This window comes from Bacillus bruguierae, from assembly GCF_037104725.1.
Lineage (GTDB): Bacteria > Bacillota > Bacilli > Bacillales > Bacillaceae_G > Bacillus_A > Bacillus_A bruguierae.
Genome location: NZ_JBAWSX010000007.1, coordinates 112,728 through 132,707, shown reverse-complemented (window position 1 = coordinate 132,707; position 19,980 = coordinate 112,728). Strand labels below are relative to the sequence as shown.

Below are 19,980 nucleotides of genomic sequence, written 5' to 3'. Positions count from 1 at the left end.
GGTTACAAGATGACAAGAAAAAAAATCGTCGTTGCACTAGGAGGAAATGCAATCCAATCTGGAGATGCTACTGCAAAGGCGCAACAGGAAGCGTTAGAAAGAACGGCAGAACAACTCGTTGCAATTATCGAAAATAATGTAGATGTTGTCATTGCTCATGGAAATGGTCCGCAAGTAGGGAACATTTTATTGCAGCAAAAAGCAGCAGAAACAGAAAAAACACCTGCCATGCCACTAGATACTTGCGGGGCAATGAGCCAAGGAATGATCGGGTATTGGATGGAAAATGCAATTGAAAAAGCTTTGAAAAAGCGGGGTATCGAAAAAGATGTAGTAACGGTGATCACGCGGGTTGAAGTGGATGAAGAGGATGAGGCGTTCGAAAATCCAACAAAACCAATCGGTCCTTTTTATACAGAAGAAGAAGCACGGAAGTTAATGGAGACAACAAAAGCGACATTTAAAGAAGATGCAGGTCGTGGCTGGCGTCGTGTTGTCCCATCGCCAAAACCGGTAAGCATTCACGAACATAAAGTGATTAATGCGTTAGTGGAGGATGGTGATATTGTTATTGCTGTTGGAGGCGGAGGCATTCCTGTTATTGATTCGAAAGATGGATTAATAGGAACAGAGGCTGTTATAGATAAAGATTTTGCTGCTCAAAAACTAGCTGAATTAGTAGATGCTGATATTCTCGTCATTTTAACGGCAGTTGATTATGTGTATGTAAACTTCAATACACCAGATCAGAAGAAGTTAGAGCATGTTACAGTTGATGAGCTAACGCAATATATACAAGAAAATCAATTTGCACCTGGAAGTATGCTTCCGAAAATTCAAGCAGCTATTAATTTTGTGAATACAGATCTAAAACGAAAAACGATTATTACTTCATTGGAAAAAGTATATGAAGCGTTAGAAGAGAATGCGGGTACCATTATTTCCAAGTAAGATATATAAATAGTAGTTAGATGATAAAAAGAGTGAAGTGCTGTGCTTCATTCTTTTTGTGTACGAAGGTAAAGTAAGTTCATAAAGTATTCATTATAAAAAAAAGATTCAGCAATTAATTATGATAAAATAGTTTTTGAAGGCGCTTTCTTTACAGATTAGTCCCCAAATGATGAAAGTTTCACTTTATAGAAAGAGAGGACGTTCTATGCAAAGACGAAGCATAGTTAAAGACTTAAAGCAATTTGAATTATTTACTGATTTAACAGATAAGAAATTGAAGAGTTTAGCAGATCTTGTTTATTGGCGAACTTATAAAAAAGGGCAATTTCTATTTTTAGAAGGTGATTCAAGAGAAAGAATTTATCTTATGTTAGATGGATTTGTAAAATTAGAGCGGGCCAATCAAAGTGGAAATTTATTATATGAAGATTACATAAAGCGTTTTTCTATTTTTCCCTACTGTGGTATGTTTACAGACAAGTCATATAATTATACAGCTATAGCAATGACAGACGTTGATGTATACTATATTCCCACCTCTATTTTTGAGGATATGGTGAAATCAAATCATAAACAGCTCATGTATGTTGTTCAAGAATTGTCTTCTATATTAAAACTAAATGAAAGACGAGTCCAAAATATTACAATTCCAAACGCGCAAGATCGCGTCATACAGACATTAAGTTATTTGATGGACGATTTAGGGGAAGAAGCTGGAGAAGAAATTTTAATTTCATGTCCTCTTACAACAATTGAAATTTCTAAAATATCTGGGACGTCTCGTGAAACGGTTAGTGGGGTATTAAAGCAACTAAAAAATGATTGTATTGTTACAGTTCTAGATAAAAAAATTACAATACATGATCCGGCCTATTTTGAAGAAATCTCTATGTAAAAACAAAATAATTGATAGTAGGAAAAGTACAAAGAAGATATCAATAGCCATTTTAATTGTTAATCTTCTTTTTCTCATTTTCTATAATTAAAGTTCTTTATATGTTTATAAAGGGCTTTTTCGCGTTATTAAATATAAAGATTATATATTGCTGTATTAACAAATGGGATAAAAGTTTCACTTTGTTTAAGAATAATCATACATATATAAATACAAATTAAAAAACTGACATAAAAACGCCTTTCTCTTAGGTGGACAAAGGCATCTGTTCATGCATAGAAGTGGTCAGGACTTTTGTTTGCCACATGCAAGGGGAGAAAGTAAGTGTAGGTCATGTTGTATTCTGCATAACAGCGGTTTATCCCGCATTAACAGGCAGTAAGACCCCTACCTCAAGATTTAGAGAGAAGCAAAGAAGATAGATGGGGGACAACTGCCCGTAAAAGCCCGATTGGTCGGGCTCTCCATCAGTGGGGATGAAGAAAACCCCCACTGATGGAAGTTTCACTTTATATGAAATGGATTTATATAGATTAACGATAAAAATAGAAGATTTGTTTTTTAGATGGGTGTTTTAGTAATAGTGTAAAAAATATGGTTGCAAACTCTTCATATTTTGTTATGATAGTGTTACGAAAACGTTTGCATAACATTGTGCAAAAGGAGAGAAGAGATTATGAACAAAACGTGGTGGAAAGAAGCTGTAGCTTATCAAATTTATCCGCGCAGTTTTATGGATTCAAACGGTGATGGAATTGGTGATTTACAAGGTATTATTTCAAAATTAGACTATTTAAAAGATCTAGGTATTGATGTGATTTGGATTTGCCCAATGTATAAATCACCAAACGATGATAACGGCTATGACATCAGTGATTATCAAGATATTATGGACGAATTTGGCACAATGGCTGATTTTGATGAATTGTTAGCTGAAGTGCATAAACGTGATATGAAGCTTATTATTGATTTAGTTATTAATCATACAAGTGATGAGCACCCATGGTTCATTGAATCCCGTTCTTCTAAAGATAATCCAAAGCGTGATTGGTACATTTGGCAGGACGGAAAAGATGGGAAAGAACCGAATAACTGGGAAAGTATTTTTAATGGATCTGCTTGGGAGTATGATGAAGAAACGGACCAATATTACTTACATTTGTTCTCACGTAAGCAACCAGATTTAAACTGGGAAAATGAAGAAGTGCGCGAGGCGTTATATAGCACGGTGAATTGGTGGCTTGATAAAGGAATTGATGGCTTCCGTGTTGATGCGATTAGTCACATTAAGAAGGAAGAAGGATTCAAGGATATGCCGAATCCGAAAGGGTTAAAGTATGTACCTTCTTTCGATAAACATATGAATGTTAATGGTATTCAGCCGCTTTTAGAAGAGTTAAAAGCAAACACGTTTGCCAAGTATGATATTATGACTGTCGGCGAAGCAAATGGCGTGAAAGTTGAAGATGCTGAGCTTTGGGTTGGAGAAGAGCAAGGGAAGTTTAATATGGTATTCCAATTTGAGCATTTAAGCTTATGGGATGCAGAAAAGAAAAAAGAACTCGATGTTGTAGGGCTTAAAAAAGTTTTAACGAAATGGCAAAAAGGTTTAGAAAATAAAGGTTGGAATGCGTTATATATTGAAAATCATGATAAACCTCGTATTGTTTCTACTTGGGGTGATGATACACAATATTGGCGCGAAAGTGCAACGTCTTTAGGGGCAATGTATTTCTTTATGCAGGGTACGCCGTTTATTTATCAAGGTCAGGAGATTGGAATGACGAATGTTCAGTTCCCGCATATTGAAGATTATGATGATGTGGCGATTAAGAACTTATATCGTCAAAAGATTGAAGAGGGGACACCTCATCAAGAAATTATGGAGATTATTTGGGCATCTTGCCGGGATAACTCACGTACACCGATGCAGTGGAGTAACGAAGAAAATGCTGGTTTTACAACAGGTACGCCTTGGTTTGGAATGAATTCAAATTATAAAGAAATTAATGTAGCTGTGCAGCAAACAGACTCAAATTCTATTTTAAATTTCTATAAAAAGATGATTGCACTGAAAAAAGAACATGACGTGTTTACTTATGGCACGTATGATTTACTTTTAGAGGATCATCCGCAAGTTTATGCGTATACACGTACGTTAAATGATGAAAAAGTTGTTGTAATTAGCAACTTATCAAAGAGTGAAGCTGTATATGATGAGACTGCATTCAAGCTAGAACGCAATCGCTTGCTTTTAAATAACTATGAAGTAGAAGAGCATGATGTAGTGACAACAATCACTTTAAAACCATATGAAACAAGGATTTATTATATTTATTAATAAAAAAAGATGCTTATATAGCATCTTTTTTTATATAAAAATTTATATTTTTTATAAAATTGTTATTGCAATATGAAAACGCTTTTATTAAAATGAATTTATGAAAACGATTGCGTAAAAAAGTTTTCGTAAGGGGATATGCAATTATTATTTATACATGAGGGATTGTAATTTAGAAAAAGGAGGAACAAAGAAATGAAGAAGCTTGGATCTTTTGATTTTTGGCAAAAATTCGGAAAAGCTTTATTAGTAGTAGTTGCGGTTATGCCGGCTGCTGGTTTAATGATTTCCATTGGTAAATTAATCGGTATGTCTGCTGGTGATGTATCGGCAGTGCAAACAATTGCTAGAGTTATGGAAGATATCGGTTGGGCAATTATTGTAAACTTACACATTTTATTCGCTGTAGCAATTGGGGGATCTTGGGCAAAAGACCGTGCAGGCGGTGCATTTGCAGCCTTGCTGGCATTCGTATTAACAAACCGAATTACAGGAGCAATTTTTGGTGTAAACGCTGTAATGTTAGCGGATTCAAAAGCGAAAGTATCTTCCCTATTAGCGGGAGATTTACTTGTAAAAGATTACTTTACTTCTGTTCTTGGTGCACCAGCACTTAACATGGGAGTATTCGTAGGTATTATTTCAGGCTTCTTAGGAGCTACACTATACAATAAATATTATAACTATGATAAATTACCACAAGCATTAGCGTTTTTTAATGGAAAACGTTTTGTACCATTCGTAGTAATCGTTGGTTCTACAATCACTGCTATTATTTTATCGTTAGTATGGCCGTTTATTCAAAGTGGATTAAACGAATTTGGACGTTGGATTGCAACTTCAAAGGATAGTGCACCAATTGTTGCACCATTTGTATATGGAACACTAGAACGTTTATTATTACCATTTGGATTACATCATATGTTAACGATCCCAATGAACTATACGGCACTTGGCGGCTCGTACACAATATTGACAGGTGCTAAGGCAGGACAAGTTGTTGCAGGACAAGATCCGTTATGGCTTGCATGGATTACAGACTTAAATAACTTATTAACTAAGGGTGATATGAAAGCATATCATGATTTATTAAACAATGTCGTTCCAGCGCGCTTTAAAGTAGGACAAGTTATCGGTTCAACTGCATCTTTAATTGGTATCGCATTTGCGATGTACCGTAACGTAGACGTAGAAAAACGTCATAAATATAAACCAATGTTCTTCTCGGCAGCATTAGCAGTATTCTTAACTGGGGTTACAGAACCAATTGAGTTTATGTTCATGTTTATCGCACCAGTATTATATGTTGTGTATGCAATTACAACAGGTTTGGCATTCGCATTAGCAGATTTAATTCACTTACGTATTCATGCGTTTGGTTTTATTGAGTTATTAACTCGTACACCAATGATTATAAAAGGTGGATTAACGAGAGACCTTATTAACTTTGTTGTTGTATCAGCTATATTCTTTGGATTAAACTTTACAATCTTCAACTTCTTAATTAAAAAGTTCAACTTACCAACACCAGGACGTGCTGGTAACTACATTGATAATGAAGATGGTGCTGAAGAAGTAGCAGCAAATGTAAAAGAAGGTTCATTAGCAGCAGCGGTTATCGAGCTATTAGGCGGGAAAGACAACATTGCAGATGTAGATGCTTGTATGACACGTTTACGTGTAACAGTAAAAGACTTAGATATTGTTGCAAAAGAAGCAGAGTGGAAGAAGAACGGAGCACTTGGATTAATTGTAAAAGATAAAGGTGTACAAGCTGTGTATGGTCCAAAAGCTGATGTATTAAAGTCAGATATTCAAGATATGTTAGGTATATAAGAAATGAAATTATTAACATTAAATTGCCATTCATGGCAAGAAGATGAGCAACTTGCAAAGATTCATTATTTAGCAAAAATAATTCAAGAAAATGACTATGATGTCATAGCATTGCAAGAGGTAAGTCAGTCAATTGCAGCAAGAAATGTATGCGGTAACATGAAAGAAGATAATTTTGTAAGCTTATTACAAGTGGAGTTAGAAAAGCTTGGAGCCGCAAAATATGACGCTGTATGGGACTTTGCTCATATTGGATATGATGTGTATGAAGAAGGTTTAGCAATTTTAACAAAGCATTCAATTATAAAGAGTGATTCATTTTTCGTATCAGACAGTATAGATACAACGTACTGGAAAACACGAAAAATTGTAAGTGTAACAGTTTCTTATTACAATCAGCCGGTGACATTCTATTCTTGTCACCTTGGCTGGTGGGACGATGAAAAAGAACCATTTAAGAAGCAAGTAGATCATTTACTGCATCGTGTAGAGAACGATGAATTGTCGTTCTTAATGGGTGACTTCAATAACAATGCGCGTATGCAGAATGAGGGCTATGACTATCTCATACAAAAAGGTTTATATGACACGTATAAATTAGCCGAAAAAAAAGATGAAGGAACAACTGTGCAAGGAAAGATTGCTGGATGGGATGAGAATAAGAAGAATTTACGTATCGATCTTATTTTAAGCAATCAGCCTGTACAAGTTACTTCTTCCAAAGTGATTTTTAATGGTATAAACCGAGAAGTAATATCAGATCATTTTGGTGTTGAGGCTCAAATTAACGTGTAATGGAAAGGCAACCACCGTGTAAAATACGGATTGGTTGTCTTTTTTATTACATTTCATATATAATCTTTAATATTGAACGTAAAACCAAAACAGTCATTTTGTTTGTATACTTTATTGAAACTATCATATAATGATGTATACCGTTTTTCAGGAACGTATAGATGATGTAAGTGAAATTTTTCTAGAAACAATGTTATAATGGCGAAATGCATGTATGAATTTGGAAGAAAGGAAAAACATATAATTAGGTGATTAATAATATGAAACAAATATGGCGTATTTATACGACAGACATACGGAATGTAGCGAAACATTGGGCTGCAATTGTTATCATCATAGGGCTGACAATTTTACCATCGCTCTATGCGTGGTTTAATATTAAAGCCTCATGGGATCCTTATGGAAGTACGAAAGATGTTCCAATTGCGATATCTAATAAAGACAAAGGTGCAAATTTACGAGGGAAGGACATTAATATAGGGAAGGAAGTCGTAGATTCCCTAAAAAAGAATAAAAATCTCGGTTGGAAGTTCGTTGATGAGAAGGAAGCAATACATGGTGTGGAGCATGGTGAATATTACGCAAGTATCACTATTCCAAAAGATTTCTCAGAAAAAATTGCAACGGTATTGGATGATAATCCGCAAAAACCAGAGATTCAATATTATGTGAATGAAAAGGTAAATGCTATTGCACCAAAAATCACTTCAAAAGGTGCGTCTGGTATTGTTGAAGAAATAGGCAAAAACTTTGTCAAAACCGCAAATGGTGAGATTTTTAAAATTTTTAATGAACTTGGAATTGATTTAGAAACAAACTTACCAAGTATTGAAAAAGTAAAGGACCTCGTTTTCAAATTAGAAGCGCAGTTCCCAGAAATCAACAAAATTGTAGATACAGCATTAACAGATGCTGATAAAGCGCAAGGTCTTGTAACGACAGCGCAAGATACGATGCCGAAGATTGAAAGCATCATTCATGATAGCCAGCAATTGACGAAGGATTTAGATACGTTCTTTGCAAAAAATGATCAAACGTTGGAAGAGGCACCGGCAGCGGTCAAGAGAGACTTAGTGTATGCGAAAAAAGCTGCAGATAGTACAGCGCAGATTACGGATTATTTAAAAGATCCGTTGGCAAATGTAAACAAAGAAACGATTAAGGGTCAGATAAAAACCTTACAAAATATAGCAAATGGAGTAAAGGACGTTTCACAAAAGATTCCTGGTTATACAGATAAGGCAAGAGAAATTTTAAATAAAGCACCAACTGCGGAAGAACTCAAACCGATTGGTGAAGGAATAGAGCAATTATCTACAGGAGCTATTGACCAGATTGATTTAGCCATTAAATACTTACAGAATTCTAATCAACCTAATAAAGATGAAGGTGTGAAAAAATTAGAGGATCTTAAAATCACACTTAATAAAATCAATGATAAGGCAAAAGTAGTAACAAAAGTAGCAACAGAAGCAGCGAACGACCTCAATAAGAATAAGCCAGCCATTGAAGATTTATTAAATCAAGTCGATGGTTTAGCAAAAGATGTTGAAAAAGGCTCAAATAATTTTATTAACTTTACAAATGATTTGATGAATAAAGTTGATAATGGTATAAGCAGTAATATAAATCCAGAACCGGCAAAACAAGGACTATACGACGTTCAATCACAGCTTCAAAAGGGAATTAATCTGATTGACGGAAGTATTCCTATATTAAATGACGCAGATAAGCTTGCTGGCCATGCAGGAAAAACAACAAACATCCCTGAGACTGTAGCGAAATTAAATGATGCAAAAGGAAAAATGCAAGAGGGAATAGATTTAGCGAATACAGGCATTGATATGCTTAATAAAGGGCAACAACCTACAAAAGATCTTGTAGAAAGTTTAAATTCCTTATCTAAAGATGCATCAACAGCATTAGGTGATATATTAGCACGATATGACTCTGAAATCGTCCCAAATTTCAACGATGCAATTGCTAAAACGAAAAAAATAAATAAAGAAGCAGCGGATGTTTTAAACACAGCAAATGAAAAGCTGCCTGATGTGAAAAAATTGTTAGAGGATGCATCAAAAGGGTTAGCTCTTGGCAAAGAGGACGTAACGAAAGTAAAAGCGGAACTCCCTGAAGCTGAGAAGAAAATTAAAGAAATTGCTAATAAAATTCGCGAATTTGAATCACAAGAAGATTTAAAAGACATCATTCGTTTGTTAAAGCATGACGTAGAAAAACAAAGTGATTATTTCGCAAATCCGGTAAACTTAAAAGAGAATAAATTATTCCCAATTCCAAATTACGGTTCAGCGATGTCACCATTCTACACAGTGCTAGCGTTATGGGTAGGGGCACTACTGATGGTTTCATTATTAACAGTAGAAGTACATGAGGAAGATGCAGAGTATAAGAGCTATCACATTTACTTCGGACGCTTTTTAACATTCCTATCCGTTGGTCTGGCTCAGGCATTTATCGTAGCAATGGGAGATATATTCTTATTAGGAACTTATGTGGTTGATAAATTCTGGTTTGTCCTATTTAGCATGTTAATTGCTGGAGTATTCGTTTGTATTGTATACTCACTTGTTTCTGTATTTGGAAACATCGGTAAATCCATGGCAATCGTATTACTTGTATTACAAGTTGCTGGTTCAGGTGGAACATTCCCAATTCAAATGACGCCAAAATTCTTCCAAGCAATTTATCCATTCTTGCCATTCACATATGCAATTCGTATTATTCGTGAGGCAGTTGGCGGTATGCTTTGGGATATTGTATGGAAAGACCTTCTTGTATTGGGCATATGGGTCGGTATTATGCTCGTTATTGCATTGCTTCTGAAAAAACCAATTAATAAGTCCAGTGAAAGATTTGTGGAAAACGCAAAAGGAAGTAAATTGATTCATTAATAACAAAAGGTTTCTACCAATTTGGTAGGAACCTTTTTCTTTTTAGAGGAAGAGTATATCGAACGTTGTCGAAAGGGCTTTATCTTGTGTCGAATCGCCGATATATTAGTGGACATGGAAAAAGGAGTTGGTAAGCCAACTCCTTTAATCAAACTTCAATTTCTTTAATGCTTCTGCTAATGCATTATTCAGAGGTTCTTCCTGCTGTTGTTGCTGTTTCATGTATTTTTGAACGGCACGTTTATCTGCTTTGTTACCTGATTCTTTTTTACGACGTTCTTGGAATGTAGATAGTTTCTCACGGTAGCCGCATTTACATGTGAAGATTTGACCAGCACCTTCACCGCGTAGCTCTAATTTTTTCTTACATTGCGGGCAGCGTGCATTTGTCGTGCGGGATACATTTTTACGATGACCGCATTCACGATCTTGGCATACAAGCATTTTTCCTTTTTTACCGTTTACTTCTAGCATTGGTTTGCCGCAGTCTGGGCAAGTTTTTGTAGAAATGTTGTCGTGTTTATATTTTTTATTGCTTGATTTAATTTCGGAAACAATTTCTTTTGTGTAGTTTTTCATTTCTGAAATGAATACTTCTTTTTTCAATTTGCCTTTCGCAATCGCCTCAAGTTTTTGCTCCCACTCAGCAGTTAGTGTAGGAGATTTTAACTCTTCTGGAACTAAATCCAGTAACTGACGGCCTTTTGATGTAATGTGAATGTCTTTACCGCGTTTTTCAATTAAGAACGAATTGAACAATTTATCAATAATGTCAGCACGGGTCGCAACTGTACCTAGTCCGCCCGTTGATTTTAATGTGTCTGCAAGTTGTTTGTTTTGCGTACCCATATACTTTGTTGGGTTTTCCATTGCTGAAAGTAATGTCGCTTCATTAAAGCGTGCAGGTGGCTTTGTTTGACCTGACGTTCCTGCAATTAGTTTCACATTTAATGTATCGCCTTTTTCGATGCGAGGTAAAAGTTGTTCTTTTAAATCATCTACTGCATCGTCATCTTCAAAGCGATTTTCATAAACTTCTTTCCAGCCAGAATTCACAATTGTTTTGCCGCGTGCGACGAAGTTTTCATCACCGATCTTGGCACGTAACGTTAGTTGTTCATATTCGAAAGCAGGGAATAAAACTGCTAAGAAACGTTTAACAACTAAGTCGTAAATTTTGCGTTCTTTATCTGTGAATGCAGAGAAGTTTACATAGCTTTCTGTTGGAATGATGGCATGGTGATCACTTACTTTACTATCATCAACAAAAGATTTGGAAACTTTAATTGGTTTCGTTAAGACTTTATTAGCTAAAGAACGATACTCACCTACTCCGCAAGCTTTTAGACGTTCTGAAAGTGTTCCAACGATGTCAGATGAGATATAACGTGAATCTGTACGCGGATATGTTAATACTTTGTGCTGTTCGTACAGTTTCTGCATAATATTTAACGTTTCTTTTGCAGAATAGCCAAAAATTTTATTTGCATCACGTTGTAGCTCTGTTAAGTCATAAAGACCAGGAGCAAACGACTTCTTAGGTTTTTTTTCAATTTCCACTACAGTAGCATTTTGGTTTCCTAGTTTTTTCACAATCACATCAATTTTTTCTTTATCAAAGCTGCGGCTATTGCCTTTCGCATCTTGCCAAGTTAGTTTTAATCTATCTGTTGTTTGCGCTTCAATGCCGTAGTATGTTTGTGCTTTGAAGTTTTTAATTTCGTCCTCACGACTTGCGATGATCGCGACAGTAGGTGTTTGGACACGACCGCAGTTTAGTTGTGCATTGAACCTTGTAGTTAATGCACGTGTTGCGTTAAGACCGATATACCAATCTGCTTCCGAACGTGCAACAGCTGAAGCATATAAATTGTCGTATGCTTTACCAGGCTTCAAATTTGCAAAGCCGTCTTTGATTGCTTTATCGGTAACAGATGAAATCCAAAGACGTTTAATAGGTTTATTAACTCTAACTTTATCAATAATCCAACGAGCTACTAATTCACCTTCGCGTCCTGCGTCTGTAGCTACGATGATTTCATTTACATCATTTCGAGTCAGTTGACTTTTCACAGCATTAAATTGCTTGCCGGTTTGTTTAATCACTGTTAATTTTAAACGTTCCGGCAGCATTGGAAGATCTTCTAAATTCCACGTTTTATACTTTACATCATAACTTTCTGGATCTGCTAATGTAACGAGATGCCCTAAAGCCCACGTAACAATATATTTACTGCCTTCAAGGTAACCATTTCCCTTTTTATCGCACTTCAATACACGTGCAATATCACGTGCAACAGAAGGTTTCTCAGCAATTACAACACTTTTTGCCATATTTCAAACATCCTTTCAATTTCCGTAAGTTAACTATAGCATACATCCCTTTTAGATTCAGTTATTCCAAAGATTTGAATCAGTTGTTATTAAATATAAGCATTACATTTTGAATTAGTTTTAGAAATGACCTGCACTTGCTTTCTCCTTTTGTTTTAAAGGCAGAAAAAGGCCATGATCGCTTCTATACATAGCTAGTTGCTCTCATCCACTTAAAAAGAAAGGTGTTTTTATGTTTTTTCTTTATGTAAATTTCAGCAAAGAAAATAAAATATACCCAGCACTCGCTTTCTCCCTTTGTTTTAAACGTTGCTCGTGGCATGTATAGGCCATGACCGCTTCTATACATGGCCAGAAACTCTCGCCCACCTAAAAAAAGAGTTTTTTTATTTTTTTCAGTTTGTATTTACATAGTTAAGAAGAACTTGTTATTTCAATAGAATCGGAGTAGACTACGGAAGTAGATGAATAAGAAAACACATGGGGGTTTGCGGATGCAAACTGAGAGTACGGCTAATCCGTCGTTGACCATTTGAACCTGTTGGGTAATGCCAGCGTAGGGAGAGTGTGAACGCACATTATGAAGACACTTTGCATGCGCAAAAGTGTCTTTTTTGCTATATCTCCCGTTATAAAAAAGGAGAGATACATATGAAAATGAAAGAAATTGCACAAGTAATTGAAACAGTACGTGAAAGAAATCCGCTCGTCCATAATATTACAAATGTGGTGGTGACAAACTTTACTGCTAATGGATTACTAGCATTAGGGGCATCACCTGTGATGGCATATGCGAAAGAAGAAGTAGCTGAAATGGCAAGTATTGCGGGAGCGCTCGTTTTAAATATGGGAACACTTCGCCAAGAAGAAGTAGAGGCGATGCTTATTGCTGGAAAGTCAGCAAATATGCACAACGTACCAATTGTCTTTGATCCTGTCGGTGCCGGGGCAACTTCGTACCGAACAGAAGTGGCAAGGCATATTCCAAGTGAAGTAAAGCTAGCGATTATCCGTGGTAATGCCGCAGAAATAGCAAATGTGATTGATGAGAAATGGGAGATTAAAGGTGTTGATGCAGGGGGAGGAAATGGTGATGTTGTGTCAGTTGCGAAACAAGCAGCAGAGCAGCTAAATACAATTATTGTTATTACTGGAAAAGAAGACGTGATAACAGATGGGGAAAGAACTTTCATTCTTCGTAACGGTCATCCTATTTTAACAAAAGTAACAGGAACGGGTTGTTTGTTAACATCTGTTATCGGAGCATTTATCGCAGTTGAAAAAGATTATGTAAAAGCAGCAGTTGCGGCGGTAACATTTTACGGTGTAGCGGCAGAAATTGTCGCAAGTAAAACAGTTGAACAAGGGCCGGGAAGTTTCCAAATTGAACTTTTGAATCAGTTAGCAAATGTTACTGCAGAAGACGTTGAACAGTATGGGAATGTTGAAGAAGTTCGTTAAGGAGGGGTGAGAGAAATGGCACGTATCGATAAACAACACATGTCTGAATTACTACAAGTGTATTTTATTATGGGCAGTAACAATTGCCGCAAAGACCCATTACAAGTTATGAAAGAAGCACTGGATGGCGGAGTTACACTTTTTCAGTATCGTGAAAAAGGTGACGGAGCGTTAACAGGGGAAAACCGATATGCATTTGCAAGACAGTTGCAATCTTTGTGCAAAGAATACAATGTTCCATTTATCGTAAATGATGATGTGGAGTTAGCACTAGCGTTAGATGCCGATGGTGTTCATGTTGGACAAGATGATGAAAATATTCAGAGCGTACGCGGGAAAATGGGGGATAAAATCATTGGTGTATCCGCTCATACAATAGAAGAAGCTTGTTTTGCGATTGAAAATGGTGCGGATTATTTAGGAGTAGGACCGATTTTTCAAACAAACACGAAAAAAGATGCAAAAGCAGTACAAGGAACGGCAGGATTACGTGTTTTTCGTGAAAGTGGTATTGAAATTCCGATTGTCGGTATTGGTGGTATTACAACCTACAATGCTGCTTCTGTCGTGGAAGCGGGGGCAGATGGTGTTTCCGTGATTTCAGCGATAAGTTTAGCAGATTCTCCTTATGAGAGTACGAAAAAATTAGCGGAATTAGTAAACAAATAGTGAGTTAATAGATGAAAAGAACGATTTCTTATGTGTAGAAATCGTTGAATAGATATTTAAACAAACGTTTGATTAAAAAGAGCTAGCCCCTTATAAAGGCTAGCTCTTTCGTAATTAAAACATCAGTGAAACAAGAAGCATTCCAATTCCAATTGATGTAATTGTTGCAACAAGACCTGGGATCATAAAGCTATGATTTAACACATATTTACCGATACGCGTTGTACCTGTACGGTCAAAGTTAATTGCCGCAACAATTGTTCCGTAGTTTGGAATAAAGAAATATCCGTTTACAGCTGGGAACATCGCAATTAATAGTGCAGGTGAAATGCCAAGTGTTAATCCAAGTGGTATTAACGCACGTACCGTTGCAGCTTGGCTATATAACAAGATTGATAGCACGAATAGTGCAATTGCAAATAACCATGGTGCACTTGTTACGAGGTCTTGAATAGAACCTTGAATCATTTGTAAGTTACCATTAAAGAACGTATCCCCCATCCATGCGATACCGAAAATCGCAACAACTGCTGTTGCTCCTGCTTTAAAGACGTTACCAGACACGATGCTTTCTACATTTGGTTTACAAAAAATAATAATAAGTGCTGCAATTGTTAGCATAACCATTTCAATGGTGTTTGGCATAGAAAGACGTACAAGTTTTCCGTCTATCATCCAACTAGGACGTAACGCTTCAAAAGACCCAAGAAGAACAACTAGAACCGTTGCAAGTAAAAAGAGGATAACAGACAGTTTTGCACCTTTCGGGACAGTAAACTCTTTCTTTTCTTCTAGTTTTGGAATCATGCCTTCTTGTAATCGTTTTAAGTATTCTTCATCTTCGTTTAGCTCTTTCCCCATTTTGCTTACGACGAAAGCAGCTAACATACAAGCGATAAAGGTAGATGGAATACTAATTTTTAAAATATCTAATAATGTAATCTTATAGTCAGCAAGCATAGCGAGAAGTGCAACGGTTGCTGCTGAAATTGGACTTGCCGTAATCGCTTGCTGCGATGCAATAACAGCAATTGACATTGGACGCTCTGGTCGAATTCCTGATTCACGCGATACTTCAGCAATGACAGGAAGAACTGAATAGGCAACGTGTCCTGTTCCTGCACAAAGCGTAAATAAATAAGTGACGATTGGGGCGAAGAACGTAATACGTTTCGGGTTTTTGCGGAGCGCTTTTTCTGCAATATGAACAAGATAGTCCATCCCCCCAGCAGCCTGCAAGGCTCCAGCGGCTGTAATAACTGCTAAAATCATAAGCATAACATCGATTGGGGGAGAGGTTGGTTGTAAGTGGAAGAAGAAGACAAAGATTGTCATCCCAACGCCTCCCATTACGCCAAGGCCAACACCTCCAAGGCGTGCGCCGATGAAAATACAGAGTAATAAGATGATAAACTGTAGCCAGAACATAGTATAGCACCTCCGAGATAATAATTAATTGTTATTATCAAATAATTTAACTTGTTTAATGATTCGAAAGTAGAGTGATATATATACAAGTTAAGAACCCGACATAAAAAAACTTTCTTTTTAGGAGGGAACGAGAGCATCTAACCGCGCATAGAAACCAAGTAGCAATCATATTGTATTCTGCATAGCAGCGACTTCTATGTCGAAAAATTAAAATGGATATATATAATAAATCTCTAAAAATCGCTTTTTTTTCATTATATAACACATCAAAAACATGATTTACTCTAGTTGTTAAAATTATGTTACAAAAGGGTTATTTTGGAATATTATATTTATATGTACGGATAAATGGTTAATTTGATTTGGAGGTTGTAATCTGTGGACAGAGAATTGTGTAATTTTCATAAAACTCTCATATCGTTCATCGAGAAAGACAAACTTATGGAAACATAAGGACACAAAGCTGTAGGGGCTAAGGACGAATGAGACTAGGCTAGCCAGTTACCGGACTGATAGGATTGGTTAGGCCAATGTTTTTTATGACATTGATCTCTTTTTTATGTGTAAAGATAATAATAGTAAGAATACTACTACTAGCAACAAATGGGATAGTAGTGTGATGCTGATCAATTGCAAGAGCTAGTGTAATCATCATAACTGGAAGTCCAGCTGAGAAGTAATAACTGAATAGATACTTCTTTTCATGCAAAATTAAGAGATATTAACATATCCATCTACATACAAATTCCACCTCTCTACATCAATTGTTGAGTACAAAATGCATGAAGAGTAACTTGAGGATAGTATTTTTGAGAAGAAAAAATAAATTTGTTTGTTCATAAAAATAATCCGTGCTACAATGAAGACGAATTGAAACAGGGGAGCCGGTATGGCTGAGAGGATGTAACAAGACATCGACCCTTAACCTGATCTGGATAATGCCAGCGTAGGGAGTTGTATCAAGAATCGTAGCAATTGTTATTCTATGATAACTTGTATATAAGGCTTTCCTGCTTTTGGCAGGAAAGCCTTTTCTTTTTATACGAAATTTAAGGAGGAATTTATTGTGTCACAGCAAGTTACAGTTTCATTTTCAGTTGTACCACAAGCGAAGCATAAAGATGTATATGCAGTTGTAGATAAAGCGATTGAAGTTGTTCAGAAATCTGGAGTACGCTATGAGGTTGGGGCAATGGAAACGACGATGGAAGGAGAATTAGACGAGCTTCTTGCCATTATTAAACGTGCGCAGCAAGCTTGCATAGATGATGGAGCAGAAGAAGTAATTACTTCTATTAAAATCCACTATCGTCCAAGTACAGGCGTAACGATTGATGAAAAAGTGTGGAAGTATCGTGAAGAATATGAAAAAACAGAAGCGATCTAACATAGCGATTACAACAATATGGCTGTTCCTTCTCATCGCAATATGGGAAGGAGCTGTTTCCATATTCCATATTGAACCGTGGATTTTGCCAAAGCCTTCTGCAATTGTACATGAACTTATCGAAATGAAAGATTTGTTACTTCCAAATACGATGCAGACTTTGCAAGAAGTGTTCATAGGATTATTTTTTGCAATTATACTTGGAACGAGCATTGCAATTATTATGGATGTGATTCCGTTATTCCGTGTGTTAATGAATCCGTTACTAGTGATTTCACAAACAGTTCCGATTGTTGTACTAGCACCTTTATTTATCATTTGGTTTGGCTACGGAATGCTGCCAAAAGTAATGGTTGTGATTCTCATATGCTTCTTTCCGATTACACTTAGTATTTTAGAAGGCTTTCAAACGGTAGACAAAGCGATGTTAAAGCTGCTGCAAACAATGCGGGCAAGCAAGTGGCAAGTCTATCAAAAAGTGAAGTTTCCAGCAGTACTGCCATATTTTTTTTCAGGATTAAAAATTGCCGTTACATATAGCGTAATGGGGGCTATTATTGGAGAATGGCTTGGGGCAAGTGAAGGTTTAGGCGTTATGCTGACAAGAGCGACGAAATCTTTTTTAACAGCTCGTGTGTTTGGAATCGCTGCTGTTATTGCCTGTGTGACACTACTCTTGTATTTTATTGTTGAATTTATGGCAAGACTAACAGCACCGTGGGTTTACAGAAAGGATGGAGAGAAATGAAAAAAGGGTTAAAAGCGTTATTAGCAGCTTCTTTATTATTTACATTTGCAGGCTGCTCAGCAGGGAAGAAAGAAGAGAGTAAAGAGAAGAAAGTAACCGTAGTATTGGATTGGTTTCCAAATACAAACCATACTGGCTTATATGTAGCAAAGACGAAAGATTACTATAAAAAACAAGGGTTAGATGTAGAGATTATTCAGCCAGGTGAAAATACGTCTGCTGAACAAATGGTTGCATCAGGAAAAGCTGATTTTGGTGTAAGTTATCAAGAGAACGTAACAACAGCAAGGGTTGAAGATATTCCAGTTGTATCAATTGGTGCGGTTATTCAACATAATACATCTGCATTTGCATCTTTAAAAAAGGATAACATCACATCTCCAAAAGCATTTGAAGGAAAACGATATGGCGGTTGGGGAGCACCGGCTGAAGAAGCTACTTTAAAAACAATTATGGATAAGCATCAAGCAGACTATAATAAAGTGCAAAAGGTTGTACTTGGACAAACAGATTTCTTTAAATCTATTGGCCGTGATGCTGATTTTGAGTGGATTTATTATGGCTGGGATGGTATTGAAGCGAAGAGAAAAGGCATTGAGCTAAACACGATTATGCTAAAAGATTTAGATCCAGCGTTAGATTATTATAGCCCTGTTATTATTACTAGTGAAAAACATGCAAAACAAGATAAAGATTTTGTGAAGAAGTTTATGAAAGCAACAACAGATGGCTATAACTTTGCAATTAAGGAGCCGCAAGCATCAGCGGATATTTTAATTAAAAATGTACCGGACATTAATAAAGAGTTAGTACAAGAAAGTCAAAAATGGTTAAGCACGAAATACCAAGATGATGCGAAAGCGTGGGGAGTACAGAAGGAAGAGGTATGGACGAATTATATGAATTTCTTATATGACAATAAGGTCATTAAAAAGAAAATTGATGTGAAAGCGGCCTTTACGAACGAATTCCTTCCGAGCGAAAAATGAACGGACTACAAGTAAAAGACGTTAAAAAAACATTTGATGGGAAAACAGTACTAGAGCATATGAACGTCTTGGTTCAAGAGGGTGAATTTGTCTCTTTCGTTGGACCAAGTGGTTGCGGAAAAAGTACGTTATTAAACATTGTTGCTGGGATTGAACAAGCAAATGATGGAGATGTGCTTTACGAAAACGAATCTGTTATGAATCGTAATATTGTTAGCTACATGCCGCAGCAAGATCTTCTGCTTCCATGGCGGTCTGCTCTTCATAATATTGTATTACCTTTAGAAATTGAAGGGCAATCCAAAAGAAAACGATTAGAAATTGGGATGGAAGCGCTAAGGCAATTTGGACTTGATGAATATGCAGACCATTACCCAGATGCTTTATCAGGTGGAATGCGGCAGCGTGTTAGCTTTTTACGTACGTATTTATGTGATAAACCGATTATGCTGCTTGATGAACCCTTTGGAAAATTAGATGCATTTACAAAAATGGAAGTGCATAGCTGGTTACTAGAATCATGGCAAAAAGGGAAACAAACAATCATTATGGTTACGCATGACTTAGACGAAGCGATTTTGTTATCAGATCGTGTCTTCATTATGTCACAGCAACCATCAACAATTGTTGGAGAAGTGAAAGTGAACTTACCGCGCCCTAGAACGATGGACATGTTAACGTCAGAAGAATTAAAAGAAGATAAAACAGAGATATTAAAAATATTGGCTCCTTATATGAGGAAATAAAGTATGGCCTCTTAACAGTTATTATTACAATTACTGTTAAGGGGTTTTTATTATATAAATTTATTTTGATATTTTGACATATAAGTCGCTGCTGTGCAAAACATGATCCGCATGTACTTTCTCCTTTTGTTTTAAACCTCGCATGTGGCAGAAAAAGGCCCTGACCGCTTCTATGCATGGCCAGATGCTCTCGTTTCCCTAAAAAGAAAGGGATTTTTACGGATTCTAAGCAGGAGTTTTAACAAATTTGCAGAATTTAGCATATGATAGAATAAATTTATGATTTTTGTTTATTCTATATGCAAATAATAATTTATAAAGAGGTGAAAGGATAAGATGACTTTATCAACTGTTCTTCAAATGGTTTTGGCTTGATAAGGGAGAAGTCTGCCCAATTTTTGAGTAAAAGCCAACCGAAAGACAGTAGATAAAGAACCTTATTCCTTTTTTACGATAATAATTTGTAATGGATAAGGTGTGTT

At 36.3% G+C, this 19,980-nt stretch carries 14 protein-coding genes and 3 riboswitches; of the genes, 12 read left to right on the top strand and 2 right to left on the bottom strand.

Annotated features, from left to right (window positions below; all coding sequences use genetic code 11):
* Positions 1-9 precede the first annotated feature (9 nt).
* From arcC to WAZ07_RS13655, 6 genes are all read left to right on the top strand, one after another.
* On the top strand, positions 10-951 hold the full coding sequence (gene arcC / locus WAZ07_RS13680) for a carbamate kinase (protein ID WP_336472897.1): 942 nt from the start codon (positions 10-12) through the stop codon (positions 949-951).
* 208 nt (positions 952-1,159) lie between these two features.
* Complete coding sequence (locus WAZ07_RS13675; RefSeq protein ID WP_090917748.1) at positions 1,160-1,849, top strand: Crp/Fnr family transcriptional regulator; 690 nt, start codon at positions 1,160-1,162, stop codon at positions 1,847-1,849.
* Positions 1,850-2,525: 676 nt separating this feature from the next.
* Positions 2,526-4,190: a glycoside hydrolase family 13 protein gene (locus WAZ07_RS13670; protein ID WP_336472896.1), complete on the top strand. Its 1,665-nt coding sequence runs from the start codon at positions 2,526-2,528 to the stop codon at positions 4,188-4,190.
* Positions 4,191-4,385: 195 nt separating this feature from the next.
* A complete protein-coding gene (locus WAZ07_RS13665; RefSeq protein ID WP_090917752.1) occupies positions 4,386-6,026 on the top strand; it encodes a PTS transporter subunit IIBC in 1,641 nt (546 codons plus the stop codon).
* 3 nt (positions 6,027-6,029) lie between these two features.
* Complete coding sequence (locus WAZ07_RS13660; protein ID WP_336472895.1) at positions 6,030-6,821, top strand: endonuclease/exonuclease/phosphatase family protein; 792 nt, start codon at positions 6,030-6,032, stop codon at positions 6,819-6,821.
* A 260-nt stretch (positions 6,822-7,081) separates the two neighbouring features.
* Positions 7,082-9,733, top strand: a complete 2,652-nt coding sequence (locus tag WAZ07_RS13655) for a YhgE/Pip domain-containing protein (protein ID WP_336472894.1) — start codon at positions 7,082-7,084, stop codon at positions 9,731-9,733.
* 144 nt (positions 9,734-9,877) lie between these two features.
* On the opposite strand, the gene WAZ07_RS13650 is transcribed toward WAZ07_RS13655, so the two are convergent.
* Positions 9,878-12,067: a DNA topoisomerase III gene (locus WAZ07_RS13650; protein WP_336472893.1), complete on the bottom strand. Its 2,190-nt coding sequence runs from the start codon at positions 12,065-12,067 to the stop codon at positions 9,878-9,880.
* A gap of 470 nt (positions 12,068-12,537) precedes the next feature.
* Positions 12,538-12,647: riboswitch (TPP riboswitch) on the top strand.
* A gap of 71 nt (positions 12,648-12,718) precedes the next feature.
* On the opposite strand from WAZ07_RS13650, the gene thiM reads away from it, so the two are divergent.
* Together thiM and thiE are read left to right on the top strand one after the other, a co-directional pair.
* Positions 12,719-13,528 (top strand): hydroxyethylthiazole kinase, encoded by an 810-nt coding sequence (gene thiM, locus WAZ07_RS13645; protein WP_336472892.1) that lies wholly within the window; start codon positions 12,719-12,721, stop codon positions 13,526-13,528.
* A 15-nt stretch (positions 13,529-13,543) separates the two neighbouring features.
* Complete coding sequence (gene thiE, locus WAZ07_RS13640) at positions 13,544-14,197, top strand: thiamine phosphate synthase (protein ID WP_336472891.1); 654 nt, start codon at positions 13,544-13,546, stop codon at positions 14,195-14,197.
* 114 nt (positions 14,198-14,311) lie between these two features.
* Here the strand turns inward: thiE and WAZ07_RS13635 are convergent, their stop codons facing one another.
* Entirely contained in the window at positions 14,312-15,625 is a 1,314-nt protein-coding gene (locus WAZ07_RS13635; RefSeq protein ID WP_336472890.1) for an anaerobic C4-dicarboxylate transporter, read from the bottom strand.
* Positions 15,626-16,050: 425 nt separating this feature from the next.
* Positions 16,051-16,137: riboswitch (cyclic di-GMP riboswitch) on the top strand.
* A gap of 358 nt (positions 16,138-16,495) precedes the next feature.
* A riboswitch (TPP riboswitch) is annotated at positions 16,496-16,598 on the top strand.
* 96 nt (positions 16,599-16,694) lie between these two features.
* On the opposite strand from WAZ07_RS13635, the gene WAZ07_RS13630 reads away from it, so the two are divergent.
* The 4 genes from WAZ07_RS13630 to WAZ07_RS13615 are packed head-to-tail and all read left to right on the top strand — an operon-like array spanning position 16,695 to position 19,498.
* Complete coding sequence (locus tag WAZ07_RS13630) at positions 16,695-17,015, top strand: MTH1187 family thiamine-binding protein (RefSeq protein WP_336472889.1); 321 nt, start codon at positions 16,695-16,697, stop codon at positions 17,013-17,015.
* Positions 16,963-17,763, top strand: a complete 801-nt coding sequence (locus WAZ07_RS13625) for an ABC transporter permease (RefSeq protein ID WP_336472888.1) — start codon at positions 16,963-16,965, stop codon at positions 17,761-17,763. Before WAZ07_RS13630 ends, WAZ07_RS13625 begins: the two co-directional genes overlap by 53 nt.
* The gene (locus tag WAZ07_RS13620; RefSeq protein ID WP_336472887.1) at positions 17,760-18,752 is read left to right on the top strand and encodes an ABC transporter substrate-binding protein; all 993 of its coding nucleotides are present in this window, start codon (positions 17,760-17,762) and stop codon (positions 18,750-18,752) included. The genes WAZ07_RS13625 and WAZ07_RS13620 overlap by 4 nt, the downstream gene beginning before the upstream one ends.
* A complete protein-coding gene (locus WAZ07_RS13615) occupies positions 18,749-19,498 on the top strand; it encodes an ABC transporter ATP-binding protein (protein WP_336472886.1) in 750 nt (249 codons plus the stop codon). Before WAZ07_RS13620 ends, WAZ07_RS13615 begins: the two co-directional genes overlap by 4 nt.
* The last annotated feature ends 482 nt before the right edge of the window (positions 19,499-19,980 follow it).